Genomic DNA, 14,895 nt, shown 5'->3' with positions numbered 1-14,895 from the left:
AAGTATAGCGACGGCAAGACGGGCCGGAAGGGGAAATGCTGCGGCGCATCAGACGCCGCAGCATTTCCCCCATCAGGACTGACGAACTGCGGAAGGTGGGGCGATTTGAGGAGCCATCAAGCCCCGTAAGGCGCCAGAAACCGCTTCACCGCCTCGATCTCGTTGCTGCGGATCTCGTGGCCGCCGGGGTGCCAGTCGAGGGTAACCTCCTCGCCTTGGGCGGCGAAATAATCGGCGAGAGACTGCGTCAGCGGCACCGGGCAGATCGGGTCGCGCTCGCCGGCGGTGATCAGCACCCGGCCAGCCCCCGCCCGCGGCTGCGGCTGGAAGGGGATCAGCGGATGCATCAGCACCGAGGCGGCAAACAGGTCCGGATGCGCGATCACCACATTGGCGAGAATGTTGGCGCCATTGGAGAAGCCGAGGCCGATCACCGGGCCGGCGGCCGCCGCATCCCGATGGGCAGCGACGAAGGCCGCCATCTTCTCCGTGGCCCGCGCCAGATCCTCCAGATCATAGAGACCTTCGGCCCGGCGGCGGAAGAAGCGGGCCGCACCATGTTCCGACACATCGCCGCGCGGCGAGATCACCGTCGCCTCCGGCAGCAGGCGACTGCCGAAGTCGAAAAACTGGTTCTCGTCGCCACCGGTTCCGTGGAGGACGAAGAGAATGGGCGCGCCCGGTTTCCCGGGGCGCGCGTGGTGAACATAGGCATTCGTGCTCATGATCTGTCCTCAGCCTTCCAGCTTTTCCAGGTGCTGTTCCAGATAGGAGCGCAGATGGGCATGCTGGGTCGGCAGTTTCAGCGCTTCGCCGAGATGGGCGGTGTCCTCATCGCGGTCGAAGCCCGGTTCGTTGGTGGCGATTTCGAACAGCACGCCGCCCGGCGTGCGGAAGTAGATCGCCCAGAAGTAGTCGCGGTCGATGACCGGGGTGACCTGATAGCCGGTATCCATCAGGGCCTTGCGGACCTCCAGCTGCTTTTCACGGTTTTCGACCGCAAAGGCGACATGGTGGACGGAGCCGGCACCGAGATTGGCCCGCGCAATGTTCGGCATCGTTTCGATGTCGATGGTATCGGCACCGTTGCCGCCGGGAATGGCCAGCCGCGTGACGCCATCCTTGTGGTCGACCTGCTCGTAGCCCATGAACTTCAGCAGTTCGACGGTGGCGCCTTCATCGCGCAGCCGCATGGAGGCCGAGTGGAAGCCGCGAATGGCATGATCGACATCGACACCATTGCCGGTCCAGGGTGCGCGGGCATCGTCCTTCACCTCGACCAGCGCGAAACCGTCGCCATCCGGGCCGAAGAAGTTCAGGCGCTTTTCACCGAAGGCTTCATCGGCCTTCAACTCCAGGCTGCCCTTCGAGGCGAGGCGCTCACCCCAGTAGCCGATCGAGCCCTCAGGCACGGAAAAGACGGTGGTGCCGACCTCGCCAGTGCCGGGACGGCCCTTCGCGATATGCGGGAACGGGAAATAGGTCATCACCGAACCCGGCGTTCCCACTTCGTCGCCATAGTAGAGATGGTAGACATCCGGCGCATCGAAGTTGACGGTCTTCTTGACCCGGCGAAGGCCGAGCGTATCGGTAAAGAACTGGTTGTTGGTGCGGGCGCTCGCGGCCATCGACGTGACGTGATGCAGGCCCTTGATCTGGTTCAACATGGCTTACCCCTTTGTCCTCAGGATCTGCGGGCCGGCGATCGGTCCGCTTGTCTGGGGTGAAGATGGTCGCTTTTATCCTTGGCGCATAGAGTGAACAATCAGAACGGATTGTTCACAAAACAAATCTTGCAGCCCTTCAGGCGTCCTGCACCGGCGCAACCGGAAGCTGCCAGTCGATCGGCTCCCGGCCATTCGACACCAGATAGGCATTGGCCTTGGAAAAATGGCCGGAGCCGAAAAAGCCGTTATGCGCCGAGAGCGGCGAGGGATGCGGCGCCTTCAGCACCAGATGCCGGCGCTGGTCGACGAAGGCCGCCTTCTTCTGGGCATAGGAGCCCCACAGCAGGAAGACGACATGGCTGCACTCCTCGTTGACGGCGCGGATCACCGCATCGGTGAAGCGCTCCCAGCCCCGGCCCTGATGGGCGGCAGCGCGCCCCTCCTCCACGGTCAGCACGCTGTTGAGAAGCAGCACGCCCTGCCGCGCCCAGTGCTCGAGAAAGCCGTGCTGCGCAGGCGCAATGCCGAGATCCGTCTGCATTTCCTTGTAGATGTTGACGAGCGAGGGCGGGATGCGCACGCCCGGCCTGACGCTGAAGCAGAGCCCGTGCGCCTGCCCCGCGCCGTGATACGGATCCTGCCCGAGGATCACCACCTTCACCTGAGGCAGCGGCGTGAGATCAAGGGCGCGAAAATACTCGCTGCCCTTCGGGAAAATGCGCTTGCCCGCCTCCTTCTCCGCCGTCAGGAAACGGCGGAGGTCGGCCATGTAGGGGTCGGCGAACTGCGGCGCGAGAACCTGTTTCCAGCTGTCTTCAAGCTTTACGCCACCCTCTGCCATACTCTTGCGATCCTTTTGTTATTGCAGGTGAAAATTGGCCTTGGAATGCCAGTCCCAGGCCGAGCGGATGATGTCGTGCAGGGTATATTGCGGCTCCCATCCCAGCACGGCCTTCGCCTTTTCGTTATTGGCCACCAGCGTGGTGGAATCGCCATCGCGACGGCCGACATATTCGACCGGGAACGGCTTGCCGGACACATCCGAAATGGCGGCCAGCAGTTCCTTCACCGTGGTGCCGGTGCCGGTGCCGAGGTTGAGTTCCACCGTCTCGCCGCCGTTGAGAAGATAATCCACGGCGCGTACATGCGCATCGGCGAGATCGAGCACGTGGATGTAATCGCGCACGCAGGTTCCGTCGCGCGTCTCATAGTCCGAACCGAACACCTTGAAGCCCTGCCGGCGGCCGAGCGCCGCCTCGATGGCAAGCGGGATGGCATGCGTTTCCGGCGTATGCCATTCACCGATGCGACCTTCGAAATCCGCGCCCGCCGCGTTGAAGTAGCGCAGCATCACCGAGCGCAGACCCTTATAGGTGCCGTAATCCTTCAGCGCCTGCTCGATGATGAACTTGGTGCGGCCGTAAGGGTTGATCGGCGCCTGACGGTGTGTTTCGTCCATCGGCACCTGTTCTGGCAGGCCATAGGTCGCGCAGGTGGAGGAGAAGACGAAGGCCTGAACGCCCGCATCCATGGCCGCCGACAGCAGCGTCAGCGCACCGATGACATTGTTGTCGTAGAAGGCGACCGGGTTCTTCACCGATTCGCCCACCTCGATGAGAGCTGCGAAATGCAGCACAGCATCCGGCTTATGCTTGGCGAACACCTCGTCTAGGCGCGCGCGGTCACGGATATCGCCCTCTTCCAGCGGACCCCATTTGACGAATTCCGAATGTCCGTTGGACAGGTTGTCGAACACGATGGGCTGATAGCCGCGCTCGGCAAGCAGCAGGCAATTGTGCGAGCCGATGTATCCGGCACCACCGACGACCAGAACCTTCTTCTGAGACATGAAAGACGACACTCCGTTCAACATTGCGGCGCACTATAGTGTGGACGGCACGGATTGCCAGCAGCAACAACAGCAGAACGAATGGTACAGGCTGAGGATTACATCCTGTGTGGCATGCGCTATGGTCGCGGCACGGAAAGGGATGCGGGGATGCGAATTCTATTGATGGGCCTCGGCTGGCTGTTCGTGGCGCTCGGCATTCTCGGCGCCTTCCTGCCGCTGTTGCCCACCACGCCCTTCCTGCTTCTGGCGGTGGCCTGCTTCACCCGCTCCTCACCAAGGCTGGAGGCCTGGCTGCTGAACCATCCCCGCTTCGGGCCACCTCTGCGAAACTGGCGCGAACACGGCGCGATCTCCCGCCGCGCCAAGGTGGCGGCGGTCGGGCTGATGGCGGCCAGCTATGCGATCTTCGTGGCGAGCACCGCGCCGCCACTGTGGCGGGCGCTGCTGGTGCTGGCTATCCTGCTCTGCTCGTCACTGTTCATCGTCACGCGGCCGGATGCCAGCTGAGCAAAATCAGGCGGAAGCACCGTGGCGGGCCTGCGGCAGGATGAAGGGAATATGCGCGGCCGGCATGCGCCCGACGGCACCGCGGATGCCATAGACGGTCGCAATCGTGGCATCGCTCAGCGTCTCCACCGCCGGACCTTCCGCGGCAACCCGGCCCTTGTGCAGCACCACAATCCGGTCGGCAAATTCCGCCGCCAGATTGAGGTCATGCAGGATGGCGAGCACGATCCCGCCCTCGGTCGCAAAGGCGCGTGCCGTTTCCAGCACGCCGATCTGATGGCCGAGATCGAGGCTGGCGGTCGGCTCATCGAGAAAGAGCGCGCGGGCGATCCCGGCCTCGACGGGACGCGGCACCTGCGCCAGCGCCCGGGCAAACTGCACGCGCTGCTGTTCGCCGCCAGACAGCGAGGGAAAGGCACGCCCCTCAAAGCCGGAGAGGCCGACGCGGGCAAGCGCCGTGCGCGCGGCGGCCGAGGGATCGAGCGCGCCTTGCGCGACCGCCCCCATCCGCACGATTTCCAGCGCCGTGAAGGGAAAGGCGAGTTCGCTCGCCTGCGGCAGCACGGCCCGGCGCGCCGCGAGTGCCTGCGGATCATGCGCCGCAAGCCGCACTCCGTCATAGGTCACCGCCCCGGAGGACAGCTCAAGTTCACCGGTCAGCGCCTTCAGGAGGGTGGATTTGCCCGCACCATTGGGGCCGATGATCACCGTCATCGTGCCGGGCTCCAGTGTCAGGGAAACGGAATCCAGAAGGCGCCGGCCGGCGCGCTCGACGGTCACGGCATCGGCGCGGATCATGCGGCATCTCCCCGGTGGTGATGGCCCTTGCGGCGCAGCAGCAGAAGCAGGAAAACGGGCGCGCCGAACAGCGCGGTGATGATGCCGATCGGCAGTTCGGCGGGCGAGACGACGGTGCGCGCCACGCTGTCGGCCAGCAGCAGCAGCGCGCCGCCGCCGATCGCCGAGGCCGGCAGCAGGAAGCGATGCGCCGGGCCGATCATCAGCCTCAGCAGATGCGGCACCACGATTCCGACGAAGCCGATGGAGCCGGCGACCGCCACCGTCGCGCCGCAGGCCGCTGCCACGGCCAGGATGACCAGCCGTTTCAGCCGCTGCACCGGAATTCCCATGTGGAAGGCGGCGGCATCGCCGAGAATCAGCGCATCGAGACCCCGCGCCACGAAGGGGATGACGACCATGACCAGGGCCACGAAAGGCAGCACGGAGAGGACGCGGGCAAAGGTGGCGCCGCCCAGTGAACCGAGGCTCCAGAAGGTAATGTCGCGCAACTGCCGGTCATCGGCCATGAAGATCAAGAGGCCGGTCAGCGCGGCACTCAGCGCCCCGACCGCAATACCTGACAGCACCAGCGTGGTGGTATGCGTCTGGTTGCCACGGGTCGCGATGCAATAGAGCAGCCACGTGTTCAACAGGCCGCCGAAAAAGGCCATCAGCGGCAGGAACTGGCTGCCCAGCGCCATCGAGACGGGCGCCAGCACACCATGACCGAAGACGATGCCGGCGACCGCAAACAGCGCCGCACCCGAGGTGACGCCGACGACCCCCGGATCCGCCAACGGATTGCGGAACAGGCCCTGCATCATGGCGCCCGATACGCCGAGCCCGGCCCCGACGAGAATGCCGAGGGCCGTGCGCGGCAGTCGCACCGCCTCCAGCACCACCCGTTCCTGCACGGCGAGCGCCTCGCCCCGGCCGGTAAGATAGAGCCAGAGATGGCCGAGATTGACGCCCGTCGGCCCGCTGCCCAGCGAAACCAGGCAGGCGAGCGCGAGGAGAAGAAGAAGGAGGACAAGGCAGAGCACGCCCTGCCCCGAGCGATCCCCATCATCGCGTCTGAAGCGTGCCGGCAGCGTCAGCGCCCGCATGGCTCAGAAGCTCCCGGGATAGAGTTGGGAGGCAAGGCTTCGGGCTGCTTCCGGCGTGCGCGGGCCAAAGCCGAGCAGCAGCAGGCCATCCATGCGCACCAGCGCCTTCGCCGCCGCCGCCGGGGTGGACTGGAAGGCCGGCAGGGCGAAGACCGCCTCATTGGAAAGGCCGTGATTGCCGGATTGCATCACGAGGATCACGTCCGGCCGCGCCGCGATGACGGCCTCGTCGCTCAGTGGCTTGTAGCCGGAAATGGCATCGGCCGCGTTGACGCCGCCCGCGAGACCGATCATTGCGGCGGCTTCCGTGTCCTTGCCGCCAGCCATGATGCGGCCATTGGCCAGCGAGAGAACGAAGAGCACCCGCTTGCGCGGCTGCGGCAGCCGGGCGATATCGGCGGCCAGCGTCTTGAGGTCCGCATCGGTCTTGACGGCCAGCGCCTCGGCCTTGTCCGCCAGGCCGACGGCGGCACCGACATCACGGATCTTGCCAGCGATGGCATCGACGCGCGGCGGCGTGTGGACCGTCACCATCGGGATGGCGCTCGCCTTGAGGATCGCGACCGCATCCGGCGGACCAGCGCCTTCCTCGGAAAGGATCAGATCGGGCGTCTGGCCGAGAATGCCTTCCGGCGACAGCGCGCGCATATAGCCGATATCCGGCTTTTTCATCGCCTCCGGCGGATAGCTGCTCGTCGTATCGCGGGCGATCACCCGGTCGCCGGCGCCCAGCGCATAGAGGATTTCAGTCGCCGTGCCGCCGATCGACACGATGCGCTTTGCGGAAGGATTGGTCGCATCCGAGGCGGAGGCGGAAATGCCGCCAACCGCCGTGGCGAGCCACATGGACAAAAAACCGGCCTTGAGAACGGCGCGCATCGTCATATCATTCGATCCCGATATCGGCCGGGCGCGGGAGGACACCGACGGCGCCTCACACACCCGGATAAACTTGAGTGCATGACACCGGTTTAAGCCTTTTCAACAGGCCGGGCAACATATATCTTGAGTGCATTCCACCAGTTAGAAAGGATGTTCGATCTCATGTATATCGCGATGAACCGCTTCCGTGTCGTTCCGGGCTTCGAGGAGGCCTTCGAGGAGATGTGGCGCAGCCGCGAGCGTCATCTCTCCACCGTTCCCGGCTATCTGGAATTTCACATGCTGAAGGGGCCGAAGCAGGAGGATCACACCCTCTATGCCTCGCACACCGTGTGGCAGAGCCACGAGCATTTCACCGCCTGGACGAAGTCGGAACAGTTCCGCGCTGCCCATGCGCGCGCAGGCGAAAACCGCGGCAAGGTGGAATATCTCTCCGGCCCGCATTTCGAGGGCTTCGAGGTGATCATCCACGAGGACCGCAACGGCAAGACGGCGGAGGCCGCATGAGCCTTTCCGCAAGCATCGCAGTACCTGCGGCGGAGGCGGAGCGGCGCGCGCGGGCGCTCGCCGCTCTTGCCGAAAAACCTGATGGTGTGGTCGAAGCCATAGCGGCAAAGGCCGAGGTGACCCCGGCGGAGATTCTCTCGATCCTGCCGAAGGGCGCGTCAACTGCCGCATCGTCAGAGGATTTCGAGGCGATCTGGTCGGAAATGTCGACCTGGGGCGAGGTGCTGTTCATCGTCCATACCGATGACATCGTGCTGGAGGCGAGCGGCTCGCTTCCCTCCGGCAGCGAAGGGCATGGCTGGTTCAACATCCACGGCGACAGCCCCATCGGCGGGCATATCCGCAAGGAGAACTGCGCCGGCATCACCTTCGTCGACCGCGCCTTCCACGGCCGCCGCTCCTGTTCCGTCTGGTTCATGAACCGCAAGGGATCGGCCATGTTCAAGGTGTTCGTGCGCCGCGACGCGGCCCGCGAACTGGTGGCCGAACAGCTTGTGCAGTTCGAGGCGCTGAGAGATCGCTACGCCTGAGCGGCAAACGGATCCGGGCGGACGGCGCGCGCCTCCGCCCGGTGGTCATCTCGCATCCATGACACACTCATCACACGCTCGCGTCTGACGCGGTGTCCCTGTCGATCAGGCGAAGGATGGGCGCGCAGTTCGGATTGCTGGCGTCGAGTAGGCTGACGGGCGACGTCCAGCCGAGGGTCAGGCCGATGGCGGTGCGAACGGCCCAGACGGGCTCGCCCGTGGCGCGCTCGATCAGCCGCGGCCCTTCGGAGGCCACACATTGCTGAACCTGCTGCACCATCTGCACGGAGGCGTCAGCCTGCTGCAGCTCCTGGCGAAGCTCGGCCTGAACCGGGTTGAGAACGAAGGCGGTGATCAGCCATGCGGCAAGATCGGAGAACATGATCTGGCTCCCTGTCGGCGTCGATGTCGAGGATAAAGAGGTCCGACATCGTGGAAGCGCCGACCTTCCACCAGAGGGGCCCGGACCACCGGGTCGACGCTGATATGGGGAGCGTTGGACGGCGTTCAAGACGCGACGCATCGGCCGGCGCGAAAACCTGGCCGTGCCGGATCATCGCGTGCCATGCGGCCGTCGGTCAGGACTTCGCCACGTGTTCCGGCTTGCCCTTGCGGCTGGTAGAGGCCATGTCGTGCAGTTCCTTTTCCGACATGGATTTCTCCATGCTTTTCGATGCGCCCTGCAGCGCGCTCTTCTTGACCTCGCCGCGCTTGGCGGCGAGCGCCGCACCGGCTGCCTTCTGCTGTGCCTTGGACTTTGCGGGCATCTCTCTTCTCCCGAGTTGCGATTGACGCTCTTCCAACCGCGAAGCATCGGTCGTGGTTCCCCTTCGCGATCCACGTCGAGGGAACCGGAAGGCCGCCGCATCGGTTGTCGGGGCGAGCCGTTCGAAGCGGCGAACCGGGAAAGGATCCGACCATGGACGACAAGGACAATCTCGATGCACGGGCGAAGATGACGGAGGGGGATTCCCGCCGCTTTGCCGAGGACGACCGAGAACGGGTGGAAGACGCGCTGCATGCCCGCGAGGACGTCACGAACGTCAAGGCCGTGCAGGAGGCCGCACGCCTCGGCGGCGGCGATACCTATATCGTTGAGACGGATCTCGAAGACCTCGACGAGCGCATCGATGCGGACCAGCCGGACGGGCGACCGAGCCCGATGGCCAATGCCGATAATCCGGAACGCTGAGCAAGGCGTGTGCGAGTTCCGCCACCCCGCCCTTCTTGCAAGGAACCGGCGCGGGTCTTTTACGTTGGGCAGGCTCGAATCCCAGATCCGCGTCGGAGGCGCATCGAGCTTGACCATCCCCACCTCGACCTACCGCATCCAGTTCCGCAACGGCATGACCTTCGATCGGGCAGCCGCGCTGGTGCCCTATCTGAAGCGGCTCGGCATCAGCCATCTCTACGCCTCGCCGATCTTCACCGCCGCCGCCGGCTCCACCCACGGCTATGACGTGGCCGATGCCAACGAGATCGATCCGACGATCGGCGGACGCGAGGGCTTTGACCGTCTGAGCGATGCGTTGAAACAGCATGGCATCGGGCTGATCCTCGACATCGTGCCCAACCACATGGCCGCCTCGCTGGAAAACCGCTGGTGGCGGAGCGTGGTGGAATGGGGCGAGGACAGCCGTTTCAGCCATTTCTTCGATGCCGACTGGACAAGGCGGTTGACGCTTCCCTTCCTCGGCGAGGATTTCGAAGCCGTTGCCGGCAAGGGTGACATGGCGCTCTGCCTCGACCCGGACGCCGGCTGTCTCGCCTTTTGCTATTTCGACAGCCGCTATCCGCTGTCGCCCGCCACCTATGCGCTGGCCCTCGACGGGATCGACCATCCGCTGGCCGAACGGATCCGGCAGGCGGCAGCGCTCGCCACGCCGGAAGACGAGGACGATTTTCATGCGGAGATGAAACAGCTCGCAGCAACCGAGGACCGCGCTGGTATCGATGCGGCGCTGGCGGAGATGGCCGGCAATCCGGCCCGCCTGAAGGTTCTGCATGACGCGCAGCCCTACCGGCTGATGAACTGGCGCGATGCGCCGAATGACCTGAGCTATCGCCGTTTCTTCGAGATCACCGGCCTTGCCGGCCTTCGCGTCGAGACCGAGGAGGTGTTTTCCGAAAGCCATCGGCTCACCATCGAGCTGGTTCTCTCCGGTCAGGTGGACGGTCTGCGCATCGACCATGTCGACGGTCTCGCCGATCCGCGCGGCTATCTCGCCCGCCTGCGCGAGGCGGTGGGACCGGACTGCTACCTCGTCGTCGAGAAGATCCTGGCCCGGAACGAGAGGCTGCCCTCCGACTGGCCGGTTGCCGGCACCACCGGCTACGAATTCATCGCAGCCCTGTCCGAGGCGCTGGTGGACCGCGAGGCGCTGCCCCGCCTGAATGCCCTCTATGGCGAGGTGGCCGGGCGCACGCTCGATCCGCAGGCGGAACTGCGCGAGGCCAAGGCGCGGATGGTGGACGTGAACTTCGCCGGCGAGTTTGCCCGGCTGGCAAGGCTCGCCGGAGAGATCGCGGCCGGTCATGACGATGCAGGGCGCATCGAGGAAACCGCCCTGAAGACCGCGCTGCGGGATCTGCTGCTCGCCTTCCCCATCTACCGCACCTATGGCAGCGACATGGGGCTGGAGCCGGCGGATCGGCACCGGCTCACGGAGATCCTGGAGAGTGTGCGCGCCTTGCCCTCCCCGCCACAGCCGCAGGCGCTCGGCTTTCTCGCCCGCATCCTCGTCGGCGATGTCACCGGGAGCGAGGACGCCCGCGCCGCCGAGTTCCGCACCCGCTTCCAGCAGCTGACCGGGCCGCTGATGGCAAAATCGCTGGAGGACACGCTGTTCTTCCGGCTGAACCCGATGATCGGGCTGAACGAGGTGGGCGGCGAGCCGATGCCCGAGATCGGCGGCCTGCCGGAATTCCACCGGCTGATGGCGCGCCGGTTCGAGGAGCAGCCGGCCGGTCTGTCCGCCACCTCCACCCATGACACCAAGCGCGGCGAGGATGCGCGCGCCCGGCTTTATGCGCTCGGCGAAGCGCCGGAACTGTGGAGCGGCGCCCTTTCCCGCTGGCGCCACATGAACCGCGCCGCCGTGCAGGCGCTGCCGACTGGCCCCGCCCCCGAGCCGGAGGTGGAGTGGTTGATTTATCAGGCGCTGGCGGGTGTCTGGCCACAGGATCTCACAGCGGAGGATGTGGACGGCCTGCAACGGCTGGAAGAGCGTTTTGTCGCCTATCTCGAAAAGGCGATGCGTGAAGCCAAGTTGCGCACGGGCTGGGACCAGCCGGACGAAGCATATGAGGCGGCGGTGACAGACTATGCCCGCCAGCTTCTCTCGCCGGACGCGGTGGACTTTCGCCGCGATTTCATCGCCTTCCTGTCGCCCGTTCTTCTGGCCGGCGCGATCAATGGCATCACCCAGACGCTGATCAAGCTCTGCGCGCCCGGCATTGCGGATATCTATCAGGGCAGCGAAGGTCTCGATCTCAGCCTGGTCGATCCGGACAACCGTCGACCGCCGGATTTCGAGGCGCTGATCGCCGGCCTCGATTGCACCTGTGATCCGGCCGATCCGCAGGCCTGGCTGGACGGGCGGCTGAAGCAGCGGCTGATCCAGCATCTGCTCGCCCATCGCGGCCGGCGGCCGGATCTGTTTGCGAAGGGCGAATACGTGCCGCTGGCGGCAAGCGGAGAGAGGGCGCGCCAGATCCTCGCCTTTGGGCGGCGGACAGCCGATCAGTCCCTGCTGGTGATCGCGCCGCGCCTGATGCTGGGCGTTCTGGAGGGCCGCGGCGACCGGTTGCCGCCGCCCGATGCCTGGAGGGATACGGCCGTTCACTTGACCGAACGCTTCGGCGGGCGCCGTTTCCGCGACCTCGTTTCCGACGATATCCTCGATCCCGGCGCCGAGCTTGAGGTTCGAAGCCTGTTCGCCACGCGGCCCTTCGCCATCCTGCTCAGCACCTGACGGCAGCGTGGGCGGAGCCTTCGGGCTCCGTCCACCGTTCCGGCGCAAAAGGTTTCGGCCGGACCAACGGAAAAAGGCGCCCTCCCAAGGGAGAAGCGCCTTTTGCAGACCATTTCTTGCGAGCGGGCCCGTCCCAACAAGGCCCGCGCCTGCCGGTCAGCCGATGCCGACGAAGGACAGGACGGCAAGCACGATGACGACGGCGCCGACGAGCCACACGATGCTGTTCATGATAGTCTCCCTTGCTGCGATGGAGCGGTTGCGTTGAAGGAGCGTGCGCCGCCCCTTCAGGCAAAGCCGACGAGGTTGAGGACGGCGATGACAATCACCACGGCTCCCACGAGCCAGACGATGCTGTTCATTTTCATGCTCCCTGGTTGGTTCGCTCCATCAACGGTGGCACAGGGGAAAGGTTCCACCTGCCAAAGCTGGAACCTTTGATGGATCAAGCAGTTGGGCAAAGCGTCAGGGGCAATCCAGACTCTCGCCCGACCTCTGACGGCAAGGAATGACGATGAGCTTTCACCCCGATACCAGCAGCCTTCTGCGCGGCCCGAGGCGGCATCGGCCACAGGCGGCGAGCCCTCCGGCGCGCCCTGCACGCGTGGTGATCGTGGGGGCAGGCTTCGGGGGTCTGGCCGTCGCCGGCGGCCTTGGCAATTCCCCCATCGATGTCACCGTCATCGACCGGCGCAACCACAATCTCTTCCAGCCGCTGCTCTATCAGGTGGCAACCGCCGCACTGTCCCCCGCCGACATTTCCGAGCCGATCCGCCGCAGCCTCGGGCGCTTTCGCAATATCCGCGTGGTGCTGGCCGAGGTGACCGGCGTCGATACGGCTGCCCGCACGGTGCTCCTCGATCACGGCCTTCCCATTCCCTATGACCGGCTGGTGATCGCGACCGGCTCCGAATACAATTATTTCGGCCATGACGCTTGGCGCGCCGCAGCCCCCGGCCTCAAGACCATCCACGAGGCGCGGCAGATCCGCCAGCGGCTGCTGCTTTCCTTCGAGCGAGCGGAACTCTCGCAGGATCCCGAGGAGAAAAAGGCGCTGCTCACCAGCGTCATCATCGGCGGCGGCCCGACGGGTGTGGAAATGGCGGGCGCCATTGCCGAACTCGGCCACTTCATGATCACCCGTGATTTCCGCCAGCTTTCGCCGGAACATTTTCGCGTGCTGCTGCTGGAGGCCGGCCCGCGGATCCTCGCGGCCTTTCCGCAGGACCTGACCGACTATGCCACCCGGGCGCTTGGCAAGCTGGGCGTGGAGGTGATGACCGGGCGGCGCGTGGAGGATATCACAGCCGGCAGCGTCATCGTCGGCGGCGAGACGATCCGCACCGCCAACGTCATCTGGGGGGCCGGCGTCAAAGCCTCGCCGGCCGCCGGCTGGTTCGGGATCGAGGGCAAGGCGGGCGGGCGCATTCCCGTAGATCCAGATCTGCGCGTCAGCGGGCTGACGGATGTGTTTGCGATCGGCGATACCGCGCTGGGGCTTGCAGACGACGGTCAGCCCTTGCCGGCGCTGGCGCAGGTCGCCAAGCAGCAGGGGCAATATCTCGGCCGAGCGCTGCGGCAGGAACTGCTCGAGGGTCGCACTCCCAAGCCCTTCCGCTTTCGCAACCGGGGCAACACGGCGGTCATCGGCCGCAATGCGGCGATCTTCGATTTCGGACGCTGGCATCTCAAGGGCTATTTCGCCTGGCTGCTCTGGGCGCTGGTGCATGTCTATCTGCTGGTGAACTTCGAAAAGCGGATTCTGGTCACGGTGCAGTGGATCTGGCGCTACCTCACCCGCCAGCGCGGCGCCCGCCTGATCGACGAGACCCTCACCGTCATCCATCACGTGCCGGAACGACAGACGCAGGAGGAACAGGGATGAACACCGCCAATCCGCAATTGGAGGGTCTTTATCTCGCCGTTGCCGCGATCAATCGCCTGTTGGTGGAAAAACAGCTGCTGACGCATGAGGAAATCCGCGAGACGCTGCGCGAGGCGGAAACGCTGGTGCTTGCCAATCCGGACCCGCAATCGGTCTCGGCTGCGCATCACAAGGCCGTCGCCTTTCCCATCCGCCTGCTGATTCTGGCCAATGACGCGGCAGAGCATGGCGAGACCGCCGATTTCGAGGATCTGACCCGGCAGGTGGGCCGCAGCACCTGACAGCGTGATAGCGCGCCTTCCAAGAGAAACGGCGGCCCGCAAGCCGCCGTTTCGTCGCACATGACCCGTCTTGATCAGAGGATCGGCTTGCCGCCGGTGACCGCGATGGTGGCGCCCGAGACATAGCTCGACAGCGGATCGGCGAGCATCACATAGGCGGTGGCCAGCTCCGCCGGCTGGCCCGGGCGCTTCATCGGCACCTGCTGGCCGAAATTCTGGACGGATTCCTTCGGCAGCGTCGAGGGGATCAGTGGCGTCCAGATCGGCCCCGGAGCGACCGTATTGGCGCGGATCCCCTTCTCCGCCAGCAACTGGGCAAGGCCTGCGGTAAAGTTCTGGATCGCGCCCTTGGTGGTGGCATAGGCAAGCAGCGAGGGGTTCGGATTGTCCGAATTGATCGAGGCGGTGTTGATGATCGCACTCCCCGGCTTCATGTGCGCCACGGCCGCCTTGGTGAGATAGAACATGGCGTGGATATTGACCTTGAAGGTCAGCTCCCATTCCTCGTCCGGAATGTCCTCGATGGAGGAGAAGGTTGCCTGATGGGCGGCATTGTTGACGAGAATGTCGATGCCGCCGAGGTCGCGCACGGCGGTGTCGATCACCTCGCGGCAATGCTCGGCCGATTGCAGGTCGCCGGAAACGAGCACCGCCTTGCGGCCGGCTTCTTCCACCAGGTGTCTGGTGTCCTCGGCATCCTCATGTTCGTCGAGATAGGAAATCAGAACATCCGCCCCTTCGCGGGCAAAGGCGATGGCGACCGCGCGGCCGATGCCGCTGTCGCCGCCGGTAATCACCGCCCTCTTGCCCGAAAGACGGCCGGAGCCGCGATAACTCTGCTCGCCGTGATCGGGAGCCGGATTCATCTGGCCGGTGCGGCCGGGCATCGGAATCTTGTCCTGCGGGAAGGGCGGCGTCGGATAC

Annotated in this window: 17 protein-coding genes; 7 read left to right on the top strand and 10 right to left on the bottom strand. The window is 65.3% G+C overall.

Annotation, left to right across the window (positions count from 1 at the left end):
- Positions 1–116 precede the first annotated feature (116 nt).
- The 4 genes from F3H95_RS06730 to galE form a co-directional block, all read right to left on the bottom strand.
- Entirely contained in the window at positions 117–725 is a 609-nt protein-coding gene (locus tag F3H95_RS06730) for an alpha/beta hydrolase (protein WP_149745347.1), read from the bottom strand.
- Between the two features lie 9 nt (positions 726–734).
- Positions 735–1,667, bottom strand: coding sequence for a VOC family protein (locus tag F3H95_RS06725; RefSeq protein ID WP_149745346.1), 933 nt, complete (start codon positions 1,665–1,667; stop codon positions 735–737).
- Positions 1,668–1,803: 136 nt separating this feature from the next.
- The gene (gene ung, locus F3H95_RS06720) at positions 1,804–2,508 is read right to left on the bottom strand and encodes a uracil-DNA glycosylase (protein ID WP_149745345.1); all 705 of its coding nucleotides are present in this window, start codon (positions 2,506–2,508) and stop codon (positions 1,804–1,806) included.
- 18 nt (positions 2,509–2,526) lie between these two features.
- Entirely contained in the window at positions 2,527–3,516 is a 990-nt protein-coding gene (gene galE / locus F3H95_RS06715; protein ID WP_143127320.1) for a UDP-glucose 4-epimerase GalE, read from the bottom strand.
- Between the two features lie 150 nt (positions 3,517–3,666).
- Here galE and F3H95_RS06710 point away from each other — a divergent pair, with 150 nt between their 5' ends.
- Positions 3,667–4,026: a YbaN family protein gene (locus F3H95_RS06710; RefSeq protein ID WP_149745344.1), complete on the top strand. Its 360-nt coding sequence runs from the start codon at positions 3,667–3,669 to the stop codon at positions 4,024–4,026.
- Positions 4,027–4,032: 6 nt separating this feature from the next.
- Here the strand turns inward: F3H95_RS06710 and F3H95_RS06705 are convergent, their stop codons facing one another.
- Genes F3H95_RS06705 through F3H95_RS06695 form a run of 3 tightly spaced genes read right to left on the bottom strand, consistent with a single transcriptional unit; the run spans position 4,033 to position 6,758 of the window.
- The gene (locus F3H95_RS06705; RefSeq protein ID WP_149745343.1) at positions 4,033–4,824 is read right to left on the bottom strand and encodes a heme ABC transporter ATP-binding protein; all 792 of its coding nucleotides are present in this window, start codon (positions 4,822–4,824) and stop codon (positions 4,033–4,035) included.
- Entirely contained in the window at positions 4,821–5,912 is a 1,092-nt protein-coding gene (locus F3H95_RS06700) for an iron ABC transporter permease (protein ID WP_143127317.1), read from the bottom strand. The genes F3H95_RS06705 and F3H95_RS06700 overlap by 4 nt, the downstream gene beginning before the upstream one ends.
- Before the next feature lie 3 nt (positions 5,913–5,915).
- Positions 5,916–6,758, bottom strand: coding sequence for an ABC transporter substrate-binding protein (locus tag F3H95_RS06695; RefSeq protein WP_244617937.1), 843 nt, complete (start codon positions 6,756–6,758; stop codon positions 5,916–5,918).
- A gap of 198 nt (positions 6,759–6,956) precedes the next feature.
- Here F3H95_RS06695 and F3H95_RS06690 point away from each other — a divergent pair, with 198 nt between their 5' ends.
- The gene (locus F3H95_RS06690; protein ID WP_143127316.1) at positions 6,957–7,301 is read left to right on the top strand and encodes an antibiotic biosynthesis monooxygenase; all 345 of its coding nucleotides are present in this window, start codon (positions 6,957–6,959) and stop codon (positions 7,299–7,301) included.
- Positions 7,298–7,831 (top strand): heme utilization cystosolic carrier protein HutX, encoded by a 534-nt coding sequence (gene hutX / locus F3H95_RS06685; protein WP_149745342.1) that lies wholly within the window; start codon positions 7,298–7,300, stop codon positions 7,829–7,831. Before F3H95_RS06690 ends, hutX begins: the two co-directional genes overlap by 4 nt.
- 70 nt (positions 7,832–7,901) lie before the next feature.
- On the opposite strand, the gene F3H95_RS06680 is transcribed toward hutX, so the two are convergent.
- Entirely contained in the window at positions 7,902–8,213 is a 312-nt protein-coding gene (locus F3H95_RS06680) for a hypothetical protein (protein WP_143127314.1), read from the bottom strand.
- 196 nt (positions 8,214–8,409) lie between these two features.
- Positions 8,410–8,598 (bottom strand): DUF3008 family protein, encoded by a 189-nt coding sequence (locus tag F3H95_RS06675; RefSeq protein ID WP_143127313.1) that lies wholly within the window; start codon positions 8,596–8,598, stop codon positions 8,410–8,412.
- 152 nt (positions 8,599–8,750) lie between these two features.
- Between F3H95_RS06675 and F3H95_RS27100 the strand changes: the two genes are divergently transcribed.
- The 4 genes from F3H95_RS27100 (at position 8,751) to F3H95_RS06660 (ending at position 13,971) form a co-directional block, all read left to right on the top strand.
- Positions 8,751–9,023: a hypothetical protein gene (locus tag F3H95_RS27100; RefSeq protein WP_188134309.1), complete on the top strand. Its 273-nt coding sequence runs from the start codon at positions 8,751–8,753 to the stop codon at positions 9,021–9,023.
- 109 nt (positions 9,024–9,132) lie between these two features.
- Entirely contained in the window at positions 9,133–11,805 is a 2,673-nt protein-coding gene (treY, locus tag F3H95_RS06670; RefSeq protein ID WP_188134308.1) for a malto-oligosyltrehalose synthase, read from the top strand.
- Positions 11,806–12,319: 514 nt separating this feature from the next.
- Positions 12,320–13,690 (top strand): NAD(P)/FAD-dependent oxidoreductase, encoded by a 1,371-nt coding sequence (locus F3H95_RS06665; protein WP_149745340.1) that lies wholly within the window; start codon positions 12,320–12,322, stop codon positions 13,688–13,690.
- The gene (locus F3H95_RS06660) at positions 13,687–13,971 is read left to right on the top strand and encodes a nitrile hydratase subunit beta (protein ID WP_149745339.1); all 285 of its coding nucleotides are present in this window, start codon (positions 13,687–13,689) and stop codon (positions 13,969–13,971) included. The genes F3H95_RS06665 and F3H95_RS06660 overlap by 4 nt, the downstream gene beginning before the upstream one ends.
- Before the next feature lie 74 nt (positions 13,972–14,045).
- Here the strand turns inward: F3H95_RS06660 and F3H95_RS06655 are convergent, their stop codons facing one another.
- Positions 14,046–14,858 (bottom strand): SDR family oxidoreductase, encoded by an 813-nt coding sequence (locus tag F3H95_RS06655; protein WP_149745616.1) that lies wholly within the window; start codon positions 14,856–14,858, stop codon positions 14,046–14,048.
- Positions 14,859–14,895: the final 37 nt, after the last annotated feature.

It is taken from the genome of Rhizobium sp. RU35A, from assembly GCF_900156005.1.
GTDB classification, from domain to species: domain Bacteria; phylum Pseudomonadota; class Alphaproteobacteria; order Rhizobiales; family Rhizobiaceae; genus Neorhizobium; species Neorhizobium straminoryzae.
This window is presented reverse-complemented; position numbering and strand designations above follow the sequence as displayed.

Coding starts and splice junctions, on each gene's coding strand:
- F3H95_RS06665 (WP_149745340.1), top strand. CDS start 12,320: ATGAGCTTTCACCCCGATACCAGCAGCCTTCTGCGCGGCCCGAGGCGG.
- F3H95_RS06660 (WP_149745339.1), top strand. CDS start 13,687: ATGAACACCGCCAATCCGCAATTGGAGGGTCTTTATCTCGCCGTTGCC.
- F3H95_RS06690 (WP_143127316.1), top strand. CDS start 6,957: ATGTATATCGCGATGAACCGCTTCCGTGTCGTTCCGGGCTTCGAGGAG.
- F3H95_RS06725 (WP_149745346.1), bottom strand. CDS start 1,667: ATGTTGAACCAGATCAAGGGCCTGCATCACGTCACGTCGATGGCCGCG.
- F3H95_RS06730 (WP_149745347.1), bottom strand. CDS start 725: ATGAGCACGAATGCCTATGTTCACCACGCGCGCCCCGGGAAACCGGGC.
- F3H95_RS06680 (WP_143127314.1), bottom strand. CDS start 8,213: ATGTTCTCCGATCTTGCCGCATGGCTGATCACCGCCTTCGTTCTCAAC.
- F3H95_RS06705 (WP_149745343.1), bottom strand. CDS start 4,824: ATGATCCGCGCCGATGCCGTGACCGTCGAGCGCGCCGGCCGGCGCCTT.
- galE (WP_143127320.1), bottom strand. CDS start 3,516: ATGTCTCAGAAGAAGGTTCTGGTCGTCGGTGGTGCCGGATACATCGGC.
- F3H95_RS06655 (WP_149745616.1), bottom strand. CDS start 14,858: ATGCCCGGCCGCACCGGCCAGATGAATCCGGCTCCCGATCACGGCGAG.
- hutX (WP_149745342.1), top strand. CDS start 7,298: ATGAGCCTTTCCGCAAGCATCGCAGTACCTGCGGCGGAGGCGGAGCGG.
- F3H95_RS06700 (WP_143127317.1), bottom strand. CDS start 5,912: ATGCGGGCGCTGACGCTGCCGGCACGCTTCAGACGCGATGATGGGGAT.
- F3H95_RS06710 (WP_149745344.1), top strand. CDS start 3,667: ATGCGAATTCTATTGATGGGCCTCGGCTGGCTGTTCGTGGCGCTCGGC.
- ung (WP_149745345.1), bottom strand. CDS start 2,508: ATGGCAGAGGGTGGCGTAAAGCTTGAAGACAGCTGGAAACAGGTTCTC.
- F3H95_RS06675 (WP_143127313.1), bottom strand. CDS start 8,598: ATGCCCGCAAAGTCCAAGGCACAGCAGAAGGCAGCCGGTGCGGCGCTC.
- F3H95_RS27100 (WP_188134309.1), top strand. CDS start 8,751: ATGGACGACAAGGACAATCTCGATGCACGGGCGAAGATGACGGAGGGG.
- F3H95_RS06695 (WP_244617937.1), bottom strand. CDS start 6,758: ATGTGGCTCGCCACGGCGGTTGGCGGCATTTCCGCCTCCGCCTCGGAT.